Here is a 17,953-nt window from a genome sequence, read left to right as displayed (position 1 = left end):
TTCGAACGAGCCGTCAGATTTCCATGTCCACAGACGAGTCGCTGTGGCAGACTCCCCGGTGTAACGGTGGCGCTCGGGGGGTGCTGTGGTGCGTAGAGGTGGGACGTGAGCGAGCCGCGCTCCGCGCCGACGATCGGCCAACTCGTCCTCAGCAAGCAGTTGCAGACCCTGCGCGAGGGCGCGGGCCTGAGCCGGGAGCAGGCGGGCAAGCTGCTGCGTGTCACCGCCGCCACCGTCCGCCGCATGGAGACGGCCGAGGTCTCGCTCAAGATCCCCTATGTGCAGATCCTGCTGCCCGCCTACGGCGTGCCCGCCGACGATGCCGAGATCTTTCTGCGACTGGCGGACGAGGCGAACGAACCGGGCTGGTGGCAGCGGTTCCACGACATACTCCCCGACTGGTTCAGCGGATACGTGAGCCTCGAAGAGGCCGCCACGACCATCCGCTCCTACGAACCGCACTTCGTGCCGGGACTGCTCCAGACCGAGGAGTACGCCCGCGAGGTCCTCACCGCGGGCGCCCTGGGCCGGATGACCGACCCCGGCAGGATCGAGCGCCATGTCGCGCTGCGCAAACGGCGCCAGGCGTTGCTGACCCGCGCCGACGCCCCTGCCCTCTGGGTCGTTCTGGACGAGACGGTGCTCCGAAGACCCGTCGGCTCGTCGACGGTGATGCGGGCGCAGATCGACCGGCTGCTCGAGGCGACGGAGCTGCCCAATGTGACGATCCAGATAGCCGAGTTCGCCTCGGGTCATCACCCCGGCACCTACAGCCCGTTCGTGCTGTTCCGATTTGATATGCCCGAAGTGCCCGACATGGTGTACATCGAGTATCTGACCGGTGCCCTCTATCTCGATCAGGACGCGGAGGTCACCGAGCACAAGGAGGTCATGGACCGGATGGTGGCCCACGCGGAGTCCGCGAGCCGGACCAGACAGCTCCTCGCCGCGTTCCGCCGGGCGATCTGAGGTCCGCGACACCACCCGTAGCGTCCCCGGCCCGTCGTTGTGACCGGGCCGGTCCGGCCGTCACGTACTGCCCGATCCTGGCCGGACGGAATTCTTGACACAGGTCTCCCCGGGGGTTCAGGATGCGCGGGTGAACCTGTCAGACAGCCAGACAGCTGGCGAGGCGCCCAAGCGGATCAGCGCGCTGGAAGCGGTGCTCGGTCATCTTCGCGGTGCCATCGAGCGCGGAGAGTACGCCGTGGGGGAGAAGCTCCCCTCAGAGGCGGAGCTCTGCCGCCGCCTGGAAGTGAGCAGACCCGTGCTCCGGGAGGCGCTGCGCGCGCTCCAGACCATGGGGCTCACGGTCTCGCGCACCGGCAAGGGCACCTTCGTCCTCGCCCACGGCCCGGTCGAGGATCCGACCTTCGGCGACTACTCGGCGAGCGACCTCCTTGAGGTGCGCCGCCATGTGGAGATCCCGGTGGCCGGATACGCGGCGCTCCGCCGCACCCCCGAGGACCTCGACCATCTCGCGCATCTGCTGGAGCGGATGGAGCGGGAGACCGACACCACCGCGTGGGTGGCGATGGACACCCTCTTCCATCTCGCGGTCGCGCGGGCCGCTCAGAACCCGGTCTTCCGGCGGGTCATCGAGGAGATCCGGGACGCGCTGGCCCGCCAGTCGGCGTTTCTCAACGATCTCGGCGGCCGGCGCGAGCAGTCGAACCGGGAGCACCAGGCGATCGTCGACGCGCTCGTCGACCGCTCCGAGCACGAGGCCGTGGCGGCCATGACCCATCATCTGGCCCGTGTCGAGTCGACGTTGACCACCATCGTGGGCTCGCCTCGGCGCGCGGTTTCCCCCACAGAAGGCGAAGTCCGCGCGTGAGTGACCATGGCTCCTGGTACGGGGCCGCGACCTCCCTCGGCACCAAGAACGACAACGAGAGCTGACCATGAGCCACCCCACCCCGGCCGGCGCCACCCCGTCGCCCGCGCCACGCCCCGCGCGCTCCACGAGCCCCACGCCGGGCGCGCCCCCCACCGTCCGCGAGCCGGCCCATGTCCCCGTCGCGCATGTCGTACGGGGAGGAGTTGTCGAGGGCGTTCACTACGGCTCGGTCGTCGTGCTCGCGCCGGACGGCGGTGTGGAGTACCGCGCGGGCGACATCGAGGCCGCGTTCTACCCGCGCTCGGCGCTCAAGCCCGTCCAGGCGGTCGGACTGCTGCGCGCGGGACTGCCGCCGCTCGATGGTGAGGCGCTGGCCCTCACGGCGGCCAGCCACTCGGGCGAGGAGCGCCATCTGGCCACGGCCCGGCGCATCCTGGACGCCGCCGGGCTGACCGAGGACGACCTGCGCAACGTGCCCGATCTGCCCTACGGTCCTGCGGTGCGGGACGAGTGGATCCGCGCCGGGCGCGGCCCGAGCCGGCTCGCCCAGAACTGCTCGGGCAAGCACGCCGCCATGCTGATGACGGCCAGGGCCAGGGGCTGGTCACTGGAGGACTACCTCGACCCCGGGCATCCACTCCAGCGGGAGATCGCCTCGACCGTCGAGGAGCTGACCGGACAGGGCGTCGCGCGGGTGACGGTCGACGGCTGCGGCGCCCCGCTCTTCGCCGTGTCCCTGTACGGTCTCACCCGGGCCGCGGCCCGGATCGCGACGGCCGCGCCCGACAGCGCCGAGGGCCGGGTCGCGCACGCCATGCGTGAGCACCCGGAGATGGTCTCCGGCAGCGGCCGGGATGTCGCCGGGCTGATGCGCGCGGTGCCGGGACTGCTCGCCAAGGACGGCTTCGAGGGCGTACAGATCGCGGCGCTGCCGGACGGGCGGGCCGTCGGCGTGAAGATCGCCGACGGCGCCGACCGCGCCAGGATGCCGGTGACCGCGGCGGCGCTCGCGAGGTGCGGGGTCGATCCGGAGGTCCTGGCCATGTTCGACCACGCGCCGGTCATCGGGGGCGGACGGGAGGTCGGAACCCTGCGTGCGGCAGCCGCGCCGGGCGCCGCCTCGTCCGCCGCGTGACACCGCTCCACCGCTTCGCCGTTCCGCCCGACCCTCGCTCTCCCCGACCCCCGCTCTCCCCGACCCCCGCTCTCCCGCTCTTCCGCCTTCCCTTCGGCTTTCCCCCTCCCTCCTCACGAAGGACCCGCGACATGACCCCCGGCCACCGCCGCGAACACGATCTGCTGGGCGACCGCGACATACCCGCCGACGCGTACTGGGGCGTCCACACCCTGCGTGCCTCGGAGAACTTCCCCATCACCGGTACGCCGATCGCCGCCTACCCCCATCTGATCAACGCGCTCGCCGCCGTCAAGGAGGCCGCGGCCCGCGCCAACCAGGATCTCGGGCTGCTCACCGCCGAGAAGGCCGACGCCATCTCCGCCGCCTGCCGGGAGATCAGGGACGAGGGCCTGCTGCACGACCAGTTCGTCGTGGACGTGATCCAGGGCGGCGCCGGTACGTCGACCAATATGAACGCCAACGAGGTCATCGCCAACCGGGCGCTGGAGATCCTCGGTCACACCAAGGGCGACTACCACGAGCTGCACCCGAACGAGGACGTCAACCTCAGCCAGTCGACCAACGACGTCTACCCGACCGCCGTCAACGTCGCCACGATCCTCGCCGTACGGGAACTGCTCGACGCGATGACGATCCTGCGCGAGGCGTTCGCGGCCAAGGCCGAGGAGTTCCACGAGATCCTCAAGATGGGCCGGACACAGCTCCAGGACGCGGTGCCGATGACCCTGGGCCAGGAGTTCTCCGCGTACGCCGTCATGCTGGAGGAGGACGAATGCCGGCTGGCCGAGGCCGTCTGCCTCGTCCATGAGATCAACCTCGGCGCGACCGCCATCGGCACCGGTCTCAACGCCCCGGCGGGTTACGCGGAGGCCGCCCGCCGCCATCTCGCCACCCTCACAGGACTGCCCCTGGTCACCGCGGCCAATCTGGTCGAGGCCACCCAGGACTGCGGCGCCTTCGTCCATCTCTCCGGTGTGCTCAAGCGCATCGCGGTCAAGCTCTCCAAGAGCTGCAACGATCTGCGGCTGCTCTCCTCGGGACCGCGCGCGGGCTTCGCGGAGATCAATCTCCCTCCGGTGCAGGCCGGTTCCAGCATCATGCCGGGCAAGGTCAACCCGGTGATCCCGGAGGTCGTCAACCAGGTCGCGTTCGAGGTGATCGGCAACGACGTCACCATCACCATGGCGGCGGAGGCGGGTCAGCTCCAGCTCAACGCCTTCGAACCGATCATCCTGCACTCCCTCTCGGAGTCCATCACCCATCTGCGGGCGGCCTGTGTCACGCTCGCCGAGCGCTGCGTGTCCGGTATCACCGCCAATACGGAGACGCTGCGCGCGAGCGTGGAGAACTCCATCGGACTCGTCACCGCGCTCAACCCGCACATCGGCTATCTCGCCGCGACCGAGATCGCCAAGGAGGCCCTCGCGTCGGGGCGCGGTGTCGCCGAACTGGTCCTGGAACGGGGGCTGCTCCCGGCCGACCGGCTCATGGCCCTGCTGCGCCCTGAGGTGATCGCGGGTACGGGTACGGGTACGGGTGGGGGTACGGGTACGGACGCGCCCGATACGGACGCGGCCTGATACGGAGCCGCGACGCGACCAAGGGGGCACGACCACGGGGCACGACCACGCGACGCGCCCCGGCCGCCCTCAGGTTCACGGCGAGCCGCCGTGCTCCCTGCGGGGGAACGACTGGAGTTGTACGACGATCGGGAGCGCGTCCGGGGCGGGCTCGGTGCCGGGTTCGGCGCCGGGCGAGGGGAGATGGCGGGCGATGACCGCCATCAGCTCCTCGTTGAGGGCCCGCAACTGGTCCGGTGTCATCCGAAGATCACGCCAGTCCGAGATCGTGCCGGCGTTGCGCCACTCGTCCTCCCACTCCTCGCCCAGATAGTGCGTGACCCGGTCGAAGTGCTGTCTCAGCAGTTCGTGGGTGAAGACCGACACCGCGCCTCGGGCATCGGGATCGTCCCGGAAATCGGCGGTGTTGAGCACGTTCGTCACATTCACCGTGCGCCACCACCGCTCCCGTTTCGTACCGCGTCCCGTCTCCTCCTCGATGAAGCCGTGCTCGGCGAGATGGCGCAGGTGCCAGCTGATGGTGCCGGTGTTCTCGCCGAGGCGTTCGGAGAGCAGGGTTGCGGTGGCGGGGCCGTCGAGCCTGAGCAGTTCGTAGATGCTCATCCGCAGGGGATGGGCCAGCCCGCGCAGGCTGCGCGCGTCGAGGCGCCGGGTGGGCTTGGCGGCGGGCGGTGCGGCGGTCTCCGGCGTGGGTTCGTCGGTCATGCCGGAATCGTATGGTGCGCGTCCGCGGGGTCCCCCCGCCGGTGGAGGGGCGCGTGTCCTCCGTCGTCTCCACGCGTTACACCGATCATGAACGCGTATCGATTTCTCACCGCCGCCGCGGCAGGCTCCGCGCTGCTCGCCGCCGTCGCCCCCGCCGCCCAGGCGGTCGAATTCGGCTCCACGCTCAGCAGTGCCGCACAGACCGCGGCGACCGTGGGCACCAAGGCCGAGCCTGTCGTGGAAGGCGTCCTCGGGAACAAGGTGGACAAGAAGGTGGGCGCCGTGAAGAGCGCGGTGAAGGCCGGGGCCGACGCGGTGAAGGCCGGGAACGATCTGATCAACTGAAGGGAATGACGGTGGGGGCGGTGCCGGTCGGCACCGCCCCCACCGTCATGTCGGGGGCCGGAATCCCAGGGGTCCGCGCGAGGGAGTCCGACCGAGGCATGGTTGCCCGCTGCGGGACATGCGTCAACAATGCCCATGACAAAACCGGAGGAACTTCGGTCACAGAGAGGACCCCACATGAGAAAGCCTCTCCTCGGCGCGCTGCTCGCCGTTCTGCTCCTCGGAGCGGGAGCGGCACCCGCCATGGCCACCAGCCATGACGCGGGCGCGCCCACGAAGACCGCCGGGACCGCGGCAACCGCCCAAGCCAAGGTCCAGGCAGTCGACTTCGCCGGAACGGTGGCGCTCAGCAACTGTTCCGGCTCCGTTGTCCGTACGCCCGCCTCGCAACCGAGCGACCCCGCCCTCGTGCTGTCCAACGGCCACTGTCTGGAGAGCGGGATGCCCGCCGCCGGCCAGGTCATCGTGGACAGGGCGTCCACCCGCACCTTCAGCCTGCTGAACTCCTCGGGCACCGGCGTCGCGACCCTGCGCGCCAGCAAGATCGCGTACGCGACCATGACCGACACGGATGTCTCGCTGTACCAACTCACCAGCACCTACGCACAGATACAGAGCGCGTACGGGATATCGGCGCTGGAACTCAACGCCGCCCGCCCGGTCCAGGGCACCGCGATCAAGGTCGTCTCCGGCTACTGGAAGCGGATCTACAGCTGCAACATCGATGGATTCGCCTACCTGTTGAAGGAAGGGAGCTGGACCTGGAAGGACTCGGTCCGTTACACCTCCGCGTGCAACACGATCGGCGGCACCTCGGGCTCGCCCGTCATCGACAACACCACGGGCAAGGTCGTCGCCGTCAACAACACGGGCAATGAGAGCGGTGCGCGCTGCACGGTCAACAACCCGTGCGAGGTGGACGAGAACGGCACCGTGACCGTACGCCAGGGCATCAACTACGCCCAGGAGACCTACGGGATCGTGCCGTGCGTCGGCACCGGCAGCAAGATCGACCTGACCCGTACCGGCTGTACCCTGCCCAAGCCGTAGGAACGCGGGGAGCGCGTACACGGTGTGGCGCCGCCGGGGGACCGGCGGCGCTGTCGACGAGAGGGGCCGCCATGCGCGCCGAGCAGTGGACCGGGGTCGTCACCCATCACGGCGAGGGGCCCGGCTGGGACCCGAACACCGGGCAGTTGAGGATCGTCGACCTGCTGGCCGGAGATCTCCTCACCTTCGGCCCTTTCGGCCCCTTCGGCAGCTTCGGCACCGAGGCCAACGGCGTTGACGCGTACGAGCGGTGGCATCTCGGTACGGTCGCGGCGGCCTGGCGGCCCCGGCGCTCCGGCGGCGTGGTCGCCGCTGTCGAGCGGGGCTTCGTCCTGGTGGCCGAGGACGGCACCGTCACCCCCGGCGACGAGCTGTGGACCGACCCCACGGTCCGGATGAACGACGGGGCCTGCGATCCGGCCGGCAACTTCTACTGCGGTTCCATGGCGTACGACACCCGCCCCGGTGCCGGCTCCGTCCACCGCCTCACCCCCGACGGCGCCACCTCGGTCGTGCATACCGGGGTCACCATCTCCAACGGCCTCGCGTGGGCTACGGACGGCGGTTTCGCCTACTACGTCGACACCCCCACGGGGACCGTCGCCCGGATCACGACCGACCCGTCGACCGGACGCTTCTCCACCCCCGAGCCCTGGGTCACCATCGACCCGGACGACGGCTCCCCCGACGGCCTCACCCTGGATGGCGAAGGTGGGGTATGGGTCGCTTTGTGGGGCGGCTCCGCGGTCCGCCGCTACGCCGCCGACGGGACCCTGGACGAGGTGGTCGAGGTCAACGCCCGGCAGGTCAGCGCCTGTTCGTTCGGCGGCGACGGCTACCGCAGGCTCTTCATCACCACCTCGCGCCAGGGCCTCGCGGACGGCGACGATCCGGCCGCGGGCGCCGTGTTCACCGTCGATCCGGGAATCGCCGGACTGGCCCCGCTGCCGTACGCCGGGTGACGACGCGGCCGGCGGTCTTTCCGCGGACCTGCCAGGAGCACACATCGGGCCCGGTCAGAGTCCCGGCGCACCCCAGACGGGGAACCAGCGCGCGAGATCGGGCTCGATCCGCAGATCGCTCCCGAGCACCGCTCTGACCTGGAGTTCCCGCTGATTGTCCCGCTTCTCGGCGCTGCCGGGCAGGGGCGCGAAGGGGTAGAAGCTGCCGCGTTTGTAGAGATACACGAGAGCCAGCGCCCGCTGTTCGGCGTCCCGGAAGCTGAGCAGTGAGCAGAGCAGCTGAGGGCCGAAGCCGCCGTCCTGGAGCAGGGTGTTGACCGCGTGCAGATCGTTGACCAGCGTGGCCGTGTCGTCGGGCGCCCGACGCGCGAGCAGCCAGGTGTAGCCGTAGGAGTCCTGGCTGAATTCCACCGGGCGGCTGTCCTGGCCGGTGTCCGCGTCCAGCAGCTCTCGCACGTCCTGCCGGATACGGGCGAAGCCGCCGCCCTCGACGCCCGCGAAACAGACCGAGCCGAGGCCGGTGGGGGTGTATCCGGCCCCGGCCTGGAGGGTGAGCGCGGCGGACGGGAGGGCGAAGAGCTGGTCGAGATCGGGGCTGACCGGTTTGCTCCGGCCGAGGATGGCGTCGAGAAGGCCCACGGGACCAGCTCCTCAGTGTGACGGCAGTGATGGCAGTGATGGCCGTGCGGGAAGCGACGGCGGTGACGGCAGGAGCCTCACGGACGGGCGAGTTCGGCGGAGATACGGGCCAGCTGGTCCAGCCGCTGTTCCAGCGTCGGGTGCGAGGCGAGCAGCCGCCCCAGGCTCTCCTTCGAGGCGAACGCCGGCACGAAGTAGAAGGCGTTGTACGGCTCCGCCTTCCGCAGGTCCTCCGTCGGGATCCGCGCCATCTGACCGCTCACCTTGGTCAGTGCCGAGGCGAGCGCCGAGGGCCGGCCGGTGAGCAGCGCGGCCGTACGGTCGGCGGAGAGCTCACGGTAGCGGGAGAGCAGCCGGGTCAGCAGGAAGCCGATCGCGTACACCACCGCGCTGACCAGCGGAATCACCAGGATCGCGAGCCCGGCCGGGCCGGCGTTCCTGGCGCTCCTCGACAGCCCGCTGTAGAGCGCGATCCGGGTGATCAGACCCGCGAGAACGCCCAGGAACGAGGCGATGGTCATCACCGCGACATCGCGGTGCGCGACATGCGACATCTCGTGCGCGAGGACGCCTTCCAGCTCCTCCGGCTCCAGTCTGCGGAGCAGGCCGGTGGTGGCGCAGACCAGCGCGCTGCGTTCGTTCCGGCCGGTCGCGAAGGCGTTCGGTATGTCACTGCGCGCGATCGCCACCTTGGGTTTCGGCATATCGGCCAGCGCGCAGATCCGGTCGACGGCGCCGTGCAGCTCGGGTGCCTGCTCGGGGGTGACCTCGTGCGCGCCCATGCCGAAGGCCGCGATCTTGTCGCTGAACCAGAACTGCGCGATGAACAGTCCTCCGACGAGGATCAGGATGATCGGCCAGAACTTGCCCAGCACGGCCAGCAGCACACCGACCAGGACCACGTACAGCAGCCCGATCAGAAACATGGTGGTCACCATGCGGGTGGTCAGACCGCGGTCCTGGGTGTAGCGGGTCCCTGTCATCGCTCGCCTCCATTAGTTCTTTCTTCTTTCATTTTCCCCCTTTCCTGGCGAAACGGAATAAGCGCACTATATGGAAGGCGTAGGACCGGCCCCCCGAGGCGCCCCCCGGCCGGTCCTACGCCCGCTTCGCGGCCCCTTTCGTGGCCTTTCGCGCTGCCGCTACAGCTGCCGCTACGGTTGCCGCTACAGCGCCGGGTTCGCGTTCTTCAGCAGCTCCTGGAACTGCGCGGAGAACCAGTCACCGGACAGCGGAGCGTTCGGCAGCGCACCGGACATGTGGTTGTTGTTCCGGGGATTGCCGGTGTACGTCGGGTCGCACATCCGGTCGAAGCCCTTGCCCTGGTCGTTCGGGATCTCCTTGCTCGCGCCGTCCGACTCGCCCGGGGGCTTCATCCATACGTACGCGTCGATCCCGGCGGCGGGCGCCGCCTTCGGCCGCTCGCCCAGTCCGGCGCCGGACTGGTTGCACCAGTTCCCCAGGTGGATGCGGCGGTCGTAGCGCCCGCCGTCCACATAGGTGTCGACACTGGTCTGCGGACCGGGACCGGTGGGCCTGGCCGAGCCGCCCCAGCCATTGCGGGAGGTGTCGATCAGCATGCCGATGCCCGACGGGAAGCCCACGCTCACCAGCTGCTGCCGGAACGCCTGGGCGAACGACTGCTCGTCGACGTAGCGGTTCCAGTCCACCCACTTCGACTCGCGGACCGACTTGCCGGCGACGTTGTCGTTGATGGTGAAGTTGTTCTCCTTGAGCGTGCCGTAGTTGGCGGTGTTGACGATGAAGCCGTGCACCTTGTCGACCGTGCTGCCCTCGGCGGTCGCGGCCTGCTTGAAGATCTGCGCCGAGGCGTTGAAGTTGTCGTCCCAGCCGATCCAGCCGTGGTGGCCCGCGTCGACATAGTTGTAGACGTTGGGGACGGCGCCGAGATGGTTGAGCGCGTAACCGACGCCCTTGACGTAGTTGCCGTTCGCCTTCATCACATCGCACTGCGGCGTGACGGTCGGGCGGGGCGTGACATTGGTGACCAGGTTGGGCAGCGAGTCGATCTCGACGGTCGTCACGATCCGCAGTCCGGCGTACTTGCTGTCGGCGAGTATGGCGGCGATCGGATCGATGTACTCGCGCTGGTAGCGGCCGATCTCCGTCGGGCGCAGTTCCCCGTTGGAGGCGAGCGCGGCGCAGTCACGGCCCGGCAGGTTGTAGATCACGAGCTGGACGACGAGCGGCTTGCCCGCGGCCTGCCGCAGCGCCTCGTCGAGATGGTCGCGCAGCCCCATGCCCGTGCCGACGCCCTCGATGGCCGCGATCCGGTCCAGCCACACACCGGTCGGCTGGTTGGAGACCTTGCTGCCGCCGGGCTCGGCCGCGGCCTTCGCGGACCACTCCGGGTTCACGTACACCCCGGCGCCCGCGTACGGGTTGTCGACCTTGGATCCGGCCGGCGGGTCGGTCGGCGGGTCGGTCGGAGGATCCGTGGGGTCGCCGCCACCGGGCGCGTTGCAGGTGACCCCGTTCAGCTTGAAGGCGGCCGGCACCGCGTTGGACCCGGTGACCGAGGCGTTGAAGCCGAAGGACGCCGAGGCGCCGGTCGCCAGCGAGCCGTTGTACGAGACATTGGCGGCGGAGACGGCCGTACCGCTCTGGGTGATCGTGGAGTTCCAGCCCTGCGTCACCTTCTGGTCGCCGGCGAAGCTCCACTCCAGCTTCCAGGAGCTGATCGCGTCGCCGGTGTTGGTCACGCTGACATCGGCCGTGAAGCCGCCGTTCCAGGCGGTCTGGATCCGGTAGTCGACGGTGCAGCCGGCCGCCGCGGCGCCGATGGGCGCGTCCAGCGCGGTCGCGGTCCCGGCCGCGGCTGCGACCAGCGCGAACGCGGCGAGCGCAGCGCCTCGCGCACGTCGCGGAGGGGTGGTGGTGCGGCTCATGAGAGTCCCTTCAGATGGTCACGGAGTCCTACGCCGAAATTGGTGGGCGTGCCGTTGTAGTCGCTGATCAGAGCGGGCCCCGACGAACAGTCCCAGGTGTTCCAGGTCCATCCGAGATACGAGGCGCCATGGCTGTCGAGCCAGGCCATCACCCGGTCGATATAGCCGTGCGAGCAGGTGTTCTCGCCGATCTCGCCCGCCACGAAGGGCACTTGGGCGGCGACCGGCGCGAGCTGTTCGTTCCAGCAGCTCTCGCTCGCGCAGACGTTGAAGTTGTACGTGTGCCAGGCGGCGGCCAGATTGCCCGCCGGGTCGGCGGGCCGGTACTTCAGCCACTGCCGCATGTCGTTGGAGTAGGCGATGCCGGGCACCAGCACCAGGTTCCGGGCGCCGGTGGCCCGTACCGCGGTCACCAGCGACTGCATTCCGGCCACCTCGAAATCGATCCCCGGACAGCTGCCACCATCGCGCCAGCAGGTCCAGGCCGCGTCGAGATCGCCGGTGGCGCGGTCCGGGAACGGCTCGTTGAAGAGGTCGAAGACCACCGCCGGGTCGTCCTTGAAGGTCTGCGCGACCGAGGTCCAGAAGGCCGGTGTGTACCGCGCGTTCGGCATCGGCTTCTGGCAGGTCGCGTACTCGGTGTCCGGGCAGTGGTTGTCGTTGCCCGTGTACCTGCCGTGGGTCCAGTGCAGTTCGACGACCGGCGTGATGCCGTGCGCCTCCAGCCTGGTCACGAACTGCTCGACCGCCGCGATGTAGTTCGCGCCGGCGTACTCCGGCTTCACATGCGAGAGGCCGAGCCAGCACTCCTCGTTGAGCGGTATCCGTACGGTGTTGACCTTCCAGTCCGCGATGGCCCGCACCGACGCGTCGTCCACCGGACCGTCGAAGATGCCATAGCCCTGGACGCACGCGAACTCGCCACCGGAGCGGTTCACCCCGAGCATGCGGCGGGTCGCGCCGTTCTCGTCGACCAGTTTGTTGCCCGAGGCGCGCAGCTTCGGCGGGGCGCCGCCCGGCCCCGGCGGATCGGTGGGTGGATCGGTGGGGGGATCCGTCGGCGGGTCGGTGGGGTCGCCCGGTCCCGGATCGCCGTCGCACGCCACGCCGTTGAGCCTGAACGCGGTGGGCGCCGGGTTGGCCCCGGACCAGGAGGCGAGGAACCCGGCGCTGAGCGAGCCGCCGGTGGCGATCTTCCCGTTCCAGCTCTCGTTGACGGCGGTCACGGTCCTCCCGGACTGCGACCACTTGCCGTTCCAGCCCTGGGTCACCCGCTGACTTCCGGGAAAGTCGAAGGTCAGTGTCCAGTTCTCGACCGGTGAGCCGTTGTTGGTGAGCGTGACAGCGCCCTGGAAGCCACTGTCCCATTCGCTGGTGGTGCTGTAGGCGACGGTGCAGCCGGCCGCGGTTCCCGACGCGGTCGGCTGCGGTGCGAGAGCGGTGCCGGCCACGGCAAGGGCCCCGGCGGCCAGCAGTGCGGTGAGGCGCGGTGGTGCTCGCATGGAGCGACTCCTCGATGGCCGATACGCCGCCTGACACGGCGTATGACTGATGGAAGCGCTCCCACTGGTTGGCTTCCGACGGTAGCGCCGAAGTCGCGTGAGTCAACAGTCCAGTTGAATTCTTTTATCTGGCGACTCGCCCGGACGTGCGTCGTGTTCAAACTCTTGACAGGTGCACGGTCCCGCTCAACGCTTGGGAGCGCTCCCACTGGTTCGCACCCCCCTCACCACCCGCACCGGACCGCGAGGAGGACCACCCCATGCCCGGCTTACGAGGCTCACCACCAGGGGCACCACCGCCACCCGGAAGATCCGGCCGATCACGTGGAATCCGGCGTCTGCTCACCGCGCTGGCCGCCGCCCTCTCCCTGCCGCTCGGTCTGACCGCGGTCAACAGCACCCCCGCGCACGCCGCGGCCCTCCAGTGCGGCGTCGACTACAAGACCAATGACTGGGGCTCCGGCTTCACGGCCGATCTCACCCTCACCAATCGCGGTACGGACCCCATCGACGGCTGGACACTCAGCTACGAGTACGCCGGCAACCAGAAACTCACCAGCGGCTGGAACGGCACCTGGACCCAGACCGGCAGGACCGTCACCGTCAAGAACGCCGCGCACAACGCGAGCATCGCGCCCGGAGCGGCGGCGACCGCCGGTGCCAACTTCGACTACAGCGGCGCCAACGCCAAGCCCACCGTCTTCGCCGTCAACGGCGTGACGTGCGCGGGCGCGCATCAGCCGCCCCTCACCGTACTGACCAGCCCGGCGCCCGGCGCGGTGTTCACCGCGGGCGGCACCATCCCGATGGCCGCCACCGCTGTCGCCGCCGACGGCGCGGGGATCTCCAAGGTCGAGTTCTACAGCGACACCCAGCTGCTCGGCACGGACACCACCTCCCCCTACACCTTCGACTACGCGAACGTCCCCGCGGGCGATCTCTCGCTCTACGCGAAGGCGTACGACGGCCAGGGCGCCGCGGCGGAGTCCACCCCGGTCGGGGTACGGGTCACCGCGGGCCCGTCGCTGGTCGCGAGCCCCGCCCAACTGGGCGTACAGCAGGGCAGGACGGGCACCTTCGGGGTGAAGCTCTCCACCCGGCCGGCCGCCGATGTCACGGTCACCGTGGCCCGTACCGCGGGCAACCCCGGCCTCACCGTCACCTCCGGCTCCACCCTCACCTTCACCGGCGCCAACTGGAGCACCCCCCAGCAGGTGACCGTCTCCGCCGCGGCCACCGGCACCGGCGCCGCCACCTTCACCGCGACCGCGCCAGGACAGACCAAGGCCGAGGTGACCGTCACGCAACTGGCGGCGGCCGGCACCTACGACGCCCGGTTCCTCGATCTGTACGGCAAGATCACCGACCCGGCCGCCGGCTACTTCTCGCCCGAGGGCATCCCGTACCACTCGGTGGAGACCCTGATCGTCGAGGCGCCCGACCAGGGCCATGAGACGACCTCGGAGGCGTACAGCTATCTGATCTGGCTCCAGGCCATGTACGGCAAGGTCACCGGCGACTGGAGCAAGTTCAACGGCGCGTGGGCGACCATGGAGAAGTACATGATCCCCACCCACGCCGACCAGCCCACGAACAGCTTCTACAACGCGTCGAAGCCGGCCACCTACGCCCCCGAGTGGGACCTGCCCTCGCAGTACCCCTCGCAGCTCAACAGCAATGTCCCGGTCGGCAACGACCCCCTCGCGGGCGAACTGAAGAGCGCCTACGGCACCGACGACATCTATGGCATGCACTGGATCCAGGACGTCGACAACGTCTACGGCTTCGGCAATTCGCCCGGGAAGTGCGAGGCGGGACCTGCCGACCAGGGGCCCTCGTACATCAACACCTTCCAGCGCGGACCGCAGGAGTCGGTCTGGGAGACGGTGACCCAGCCCACCTGCGACGCCTTCAAGTACGGCGGCAGGAACGGCTATCTCGACCTGTTCACCGGGGACGCGGCCTACGCGAAGCAGTGGAAGTTCACCAACGCCCCGGACGCCGACGCCCGCGCCGTCCAGGCCGCCTACTGGGCCTCGGAATGGGCCAAGGAACAGGGCAAGGGCGGCGAGGTCGCGGCCAATGTCGCCAAGGCGGCCAAGATGGGGGACTACCTCCGCTACGCGATGTACGACAAGTACTTCAAGAAGATCGGTGACTGCGTCGGCGAGACGGCCTGTGCGCCGGGCAGTGGCAAGAACAGCTCGCACTATCTGCTCTCCTGGTACTACGCCTGGGGCGGTGCCACCGACGCCTCGGCGGGCTGGGCCTGGCGTATCGGGTCCAGTTTCAGCCACAGCGGCTACCAGAACCCGATGGCCGCCTGGGCGCTGAGTTCGTACGCCGATCTCAAGCCGAAGTCGGCCACCGGCCAGCAGGACTGGAACACCAGCCTCAAGCGGCAGCTGGAGTTCTACCGCTGGCTCCAGTCCTCGGAGGGGGCCATCGCGGGCGGCGCCACCAACAGCTGGCAGGGCAGATACGCGGTGCCCCCGGCCGGCACCCCGACCTTCTACGGCATGTACTACGACGAGGCGCCCGTCTACCACGACCCGCCGTCCAACCAGTGGTTCGGCTTCCAGGCCTGGTCGATGGAGCGCGTCGCGGAGTACTACCACCAGACCGGCGACAGCGCGGCCAAGGCCGTGCTGGACAAGTGGGTCGCCTGGGCCCTGTCCAAGACCACCGTCAACCCCGACGGTACGTACCGGATCCCGTCGACCCTCCAGTGGTCCGGCAAGCCCGACACCTGGAACGCCACCACGCCCGGCGCCAACACCGGTCTGCATGTGACCGTCGCCGACTACACCAATGATGTCGGGGTGGCCGCCGCGTACGCCAAGACCCTTTCCTACTACGCGGCGAAGTCGGGCAACGCGGCGGCCAGGACCACCGCGAAGGCGCTCCTCGACGGGATGTGGGACCACCACCGCGACGCGCTGGGGATCGCGGTCCCGGAGACCCGCGCCGACTACAGCCGCTTCGACGACCCGGTGTACGTACCGAGCGGCTGGACCGGCACCATGCCCAACGGCGACGCGATCAACGGGAGTTCCACCTTCGCGTCGATCCGGTCCTTCTACGAGAGCGATCCGGCCTGGTCCAAGGTCGAGGCGTATCTGAACGGCGGGGCCGCGCCGAGCTTCACGTACCACCGCTTCTGGGCGCAGGCCGACATCGCGCTGGCCCTCGGCTCGTACGCCGATCTCTTCGAGTAGCGCTGTCCTTCCGGGGTGGTTGACCGATCGTTCATGCTGGGCCCCGCGCGTCATGGGCGCGGGGCCCTCCCGCTGTCAAGACCCCTGCCAATGCGACCGATTGATGTCTGTATGCCGCACTCAATTGACAACACCAGGTCAAATCCTGGTATCTGATCTGTTCCTGCGAGTCCGATCGATGTCACTCTCTGGACGGCTCAGGGCGCGTGGATCACGCGGTGAGCCAGTTCGTGGCATTCGCACAGCTCAGCACAGCTCAGCACAGCTCAGCACCACCGGGCGGCGGTCCACCCACGGCCGTCGCTTCCCCACACAGGGCCGTTCCCGACGGCCCGGCACTCTTGGAGACTGAGTGAGACTCGTAGCTTCCACCCCCCGCTCCCACACCCCCCGCAAGAACGTCGTCCGTGTCGCGGCCCTGGTCGCCTCCGCCGCCATGGTGGTCGTCGGCGTCCAGTCGGGACCGGCCGCCGCCCAGCCCGACCCCACTCGGGAGAGCGGCGCCACGGCCCTGGAGCTGAGCCCGGCCCAGCGCGTCGACGCCATCAAGTCCGCGCAGGCGGACGCCGCGAGCGAGGCCGGTGCCCTCGGCCTCGGCGCCCAGGAGAAGCTGGTCGTCAGGGACGTCATCAAGGACGCCGACGGCACCGTCCACACCCGTTACGAGCGGACCTACGCGGGCCTGCCCGTCCTCGGCGGCGACCTCGTCGTCCACGAGGCCCCGGCCGGCGCGCGCAGCGTGACCAAGGCGACCACGGCCCGAATAGCCGTGCCCTCCACCGCCGCCGAACTCCCCGCGGCCACCGCCAAGTCGAGCGCGCTGAAGGCCGCTTCGGCGGAGAAGACCGCCGAGGCGGCGGCGGACACCGCGCCCCGCAAGGTGATCTGGGCCGCCACCGGCAAGCCCGTGCTGGCCTGGGAGACCGTCGTCAAGGGCGTCCAGCCCGACGGCACCCCGAGCGAGCTGCACGTCGTCACCGACGCGGCCACCGGCGAGCGGCTCTTCACCGACGAGGCCATCGAGGCGGGCACCGGCACGGGCAAGTACAACGGCTCGGTGACGCTCGGCACCACCAAGAGCGGCACCACGTACAACCTCACCGACGGCGGTCGCGGCGGCCACAAGACGTACGACCTGAACCAGGGCACCTCGGGCACCGGCACGCTCTTCACCGACGCCGACGACATCTGGGGCGGCGGCAGGCAGAGCGCCGCCGTCGACGCGCACTACGGCGCGGCCGAGACCTGGGACTTCTTCAAGAACGTGCTGGGCCGCAACGGCATCAAGAACAACGGGGTCGCCTCCTACTCCCGCGTCCACTACGGCAACAACTATGTGAACGCGTTCTGGAGCGACAGCTGCTTCTGCATGACCTACGGCGACGGCTCCGGCAACGCCAACCCGCTCACCTCGCTCGATGTGGCCGCGCACGAGATGAGCCACGGCGTCACCGCCGCCACCGCCAACCTCACCTACAGCGGTGAGTCCGGCGGACTCAACGAGGCGACCTCCGACATCTTCGCCACCGCGGTCGAGTTCTACTCCAACACCGCGAGCGACCCGGGCGACTACCTCATCGGCGAGAAGATCAACATCAACGGTGACGGCACGCCGCTGCGCTACCAGGACAAGCCGAGCAAGGACGGCGCGTCGAAGGACTACTGGTCGTCCACCCTGGGCAACATCGACGTCCACTACTCCTCGGGCCCGGCCAACCACTTCTACTACCTGCTGTCCGAGGGCAGCGGCGCGAAGACGATCAACGGTGTGAGCTACAACAGCCCCACCTACGACGGCTCCACGGTCACCGGCATCGGCCGCGACAAGGCCACGCAGATCTGGTACAAGGCGCTCACCACGTATATGACGTCCTCCACCAACTACGCGAAGGCGCGCACCGCGACGCTGAGCGCGGCGGGCGCCCTGTACGGCACGACCAGCGCCGAGTACAAGGCGGTCGGCGCCGCCTGGACCGCCATCAACGTCAAGTGACCCCGATGGTCCGGCACCACGGCTGATCTCCGGGGTACGGTCCCGCGCGCTCCGAGCGCGCGGGACCGTACC

At 69.5% G+C, this 17,953-nt stretch carries 14 protein-coding genes; 9 read left to right on the top strand and 5 right to left on the bottom strand.

Going from position 1 to position 17,953, the window contains the following annotated elements; translation table 11 throughout:
- Positions 1–105: 105 nt before the first annotated feature.
- The 4 genes from M1203_RS14260 to aspA all read left to right on the top strand — a co-directional run bounded on the left by M1203_RS14260 (position 106) and on the right by aspA (position 4,558).
- The gene (locus M1203_RS14260) at positions 106–969 is read left to right on the top strand and encodes a helix-turn-helix transcriptional regulator (RefSeq protein ID WP_249950007.1); all 864 of its coding nucleotides are present in this window, start codon (positions 106–108) and stop codon (positions 967–969) included.
- A 130-nt stretch (positions 970–1,099) separates the two neighbouring features.
- Entirely contained in the window at positions 1,100–1,837 is a 738-nt protein-coding gene (locus M1203_RS14255) for a FadR/GntR family transcriptional regulator (RefSeq protein ID WP_249950006.1), read from the top strand.
- Between the two features lie 67 nt (positions 1,838–1,904).
- Positions 1,905–2,975, top strand: a complete 1,071-nt coding sequence (locus M1203_RS14250) for an asparaginase (RefSeq protein ID WP_249950005.1) — start codon at positions 1,905–1,907, stop codon at positions 2,973–2,975.
- Between the two features lie 131 nt (positions 2,976–3,106).
- Positions 3,107–4,558 carry an aspartate ammonia-lyase gene (gene aspA, locus M1203_RS14245; RefSeq protein WP_249950004.1) on the top strand — a complete coding sequence of 484 codons (1,452 nt, stop codon included), beginning with the start codon at positions 3,107–3,109 and terminating at the stop codon, positions 4,556–4,558.
- Positions 4,559–4,633: 75 nt separating this feature from the next.
- On the opposite strand, the gene M1203_RS14240 is transcribed toward aspA, so the two are convergent.
- On the bottom strand, positions 4,634–5,263 hold the full coding sequence (locus tag M1203_RS14240) for a winged helix-turn-helix domain-containing protein (RefSeq protein WP_249950003.1): 630 nt from the start codon (positions 5,261–5,263) through the stop codon (positions 4,634–4,636).
- Positions 5,264–5,350: 87 nt separating this feature from the next.
- On the opposite strand from M1203_RS14240, the gene M1203_RS14235 reads away from it, so the two are divergent.
- The 3 genes from M1203_RS14235 to M1203_RS14225 all read left to right on the top strand — a co-directional run bounded on the left by M1203_RS14235 (position 5,351) and on the right by M1203_RS14225 (position 7,620).
- Entirely contained in the window at positions 5,351–5,608 is a 258-nt protein-coding gene (locus tag M1203_RS14235; protein ID WP_249950002.1) for a hypothetical protein, read from the top strand.
- Positions 5,609–5,785: 177 nt separating this feature from the next.
- Positions 5,786–6,658 carry a serine protease gene (locus M1203_RS14230; RefSeq protein WP_249950001.1) on the top strand — a complete coding sequence of 291 codons (873 nt, stop codon included), beginning with the start codon at positions 5,786–5,788 and terminating at the stop codon, positions 6,656–6,658.
- Positions 6,659–6,729: 71 nt separating this feature from the next.
- A complete protein-coding gene (locus tag M1203_RS14225) occupies positions 6,730–7,620 on the top strand; it encodes an SMP-30/gluconolactonase/LRE family protein (protein WP_249950000.1) in 891 nt (296 codons plus the stop codon).
- 54 nt (positions 7,621–7,674) lie between these two features.
- Here the strand turns inward: M1203_RS14225 and M1203_RS14220 are convergent, their stop codons facing one another.
- The 4 genes from M1203_RS14220 to M1203_RS14205 form a co-directional block, all read right to left on the bottom strand.
- Positions 7,675–8,259, bottom strand: coding sequence for a hypothetical protein (locus M1203_RS14220; protein ID WP_249949999.1), 585 nt, complete (start codon positions 8,257–8,259; stop codon positions 7,675–7,677).
- A gap of 77 nt (positions 8,260–8,336) precedes the next feature.
- Positions 8,337–9,242 (bottom strand): zinc metalloprotease HtpX, encoded by a 906-nt coding sequence (gene htpX, locus M1203_RS14215; protein ID WP_249949998.1) that lies wholly within the window; start codon positions 9,240–9,242, stop codon positions 8,337–8,339.
- A 183-nt stretch (positions 9,243–9,425) separates the two neighbouring features.
- Positions 9,426–11,168, bottom strand: coding sequence for a glycoside hydrolase family 6 protein (locus M1203_RS14210; RefSeq protein WP_249949997.1), 1,743 nt, complete (start codon positions 11,166–11,168; stop codon positions 9,426–9,428).
- A complete protein-coding gene (locus tag M1203_RS14205) occupies positions 11,165–12,670 on the bottom strand; it encodes a cellulase family glycosylhydrolase (RefSeq protein ID WP_249949996.1) in 1,506 nt (501 codons plus the stop codon). The genes M1203_RS14210 and M1203_RS14205 overlap by 4 nt, the downstream gene beginning before the upstream one ends.
- Positions 12,671–12,930: 260 nt before the next feature.
- Between M1203_RS14205 and M1203_RS14200 the strand changes: the two genes are divergently transcribed.
- Together M1203_RS14200 and M1203_RS14195 are read left to right on the top strand one after the other, a co-directional pair.
- Positions 12,931–15,888: a glycoside hydrolase family 48 protein gene (locus M1203_RS14200; RefSeq protein WP_249949995.1), complete on the top strand. Its 2,958-nt coding sequence runs from the start codon at positions 12,931–12,933 to the stop codon at positions 15,886–15,888.
- Positions 15,889–16,324: 436 nt separating this feature from the next.
- Entirely contained in the window at positions 16,325–17,881 is a 1,557-nt protein-coding gene (locus M1203_RS14195) for a M4 family metallopeptidase (RefSeq protein WP_249950053.1), read from the top strand.
- Positions 17,882–17,953: the final 72 nt, after the last annotated feature.

Source organism: Streptomyces sp. 35G-GA-8 (genome assembly GCF_023534745.1).
Taxonomy (GTDB): domain Bacteria; phylum Actinomycetota; class Actinomycetes; order Streptomycetales; family Streptomycetaceae; genus Streptomyces.
This window is presented reverse-complemented; position numbering and strand designations above follow the sequence as displayed.

Bases quoted from the DNA above. Each gene is read 5' to 3' on its own strand.
- M1203_RS14250 (WP_249950005.1), top strand. From the start codon at position 1,905: ATGAGCCACCCCACCCCGGCCGGCGCCACCCCGTCGCCCGCGCCACGC.
- aspA (WP_249950004.1), top strand. From the start codon at position 3,107: ATGACCCCCGGCCACCGCCGCGAACACGATCTGCTGGGCGACCGCGAC.
- M1203_RS14240 (WP_249950003.1), bottom strand. From the start codon at position 5,263: ATGACCGACGAACCCACGCCGGAGACCGCCGCACCGCCCGCCGCCAAG.
- M1203_RS14235 (WP_249950002.1), top strand. From the start codon at position 5,351: ATGAACGCGTATCGATTTCTCACCGCCGCCGCGGCAGGCTCCGCGCTG.
- M1203_RS14230 (WP_249950001.1), top strand. From the start codon at position 5,786: ATGAGAAAGCCTCTCCTCGGCGCGCTGCTCGCCGTTCTGCTCCTCGGA.
- M1203_RS14225 (WP_249950000.1), top strand. From the start codon at position 6,730: ATGCGCGCCGAGCAGTGGACCGGGGTCGTCACCCATCACGGCGAGGGG.
- htpX (WP_249949998.1), bottom strand. From the start codon at position 9,242: ATGACAGGGACCCGCTACACCCAGGACCGCGGTCTGACCACCCGCATG.
- M1203_RS14210 (WP_249949997.1), bottom strand. From the start codon at position 11,168: ATGAGCCGCACCACCACCCCTCCGCGACGTGCGCGAGGCGCTGCGCTC.
- M1203_RS14205 (WP_249949996.1), bottom strand. From the start codon at position 12,670: ATGCGAGCACCACCGCGCCTCACCGCACTGCTGGCCGCCGGGGCCCTT.
- M1203_RS14200 (WP_249949995.1), top strand. From the start codon at position 12,931: ATGCCCGGCTTACGAGGCTCACCACCAGGGGCACCACCGCCACCCGGA.
- M1203_RS14195 (WP_249950053.1), top strand. From the start codon at position 16,325: ATGGTGGTCGTCGGCGTCCAGTCGGGACCGGCCGCCGCCCAGCCCGAC.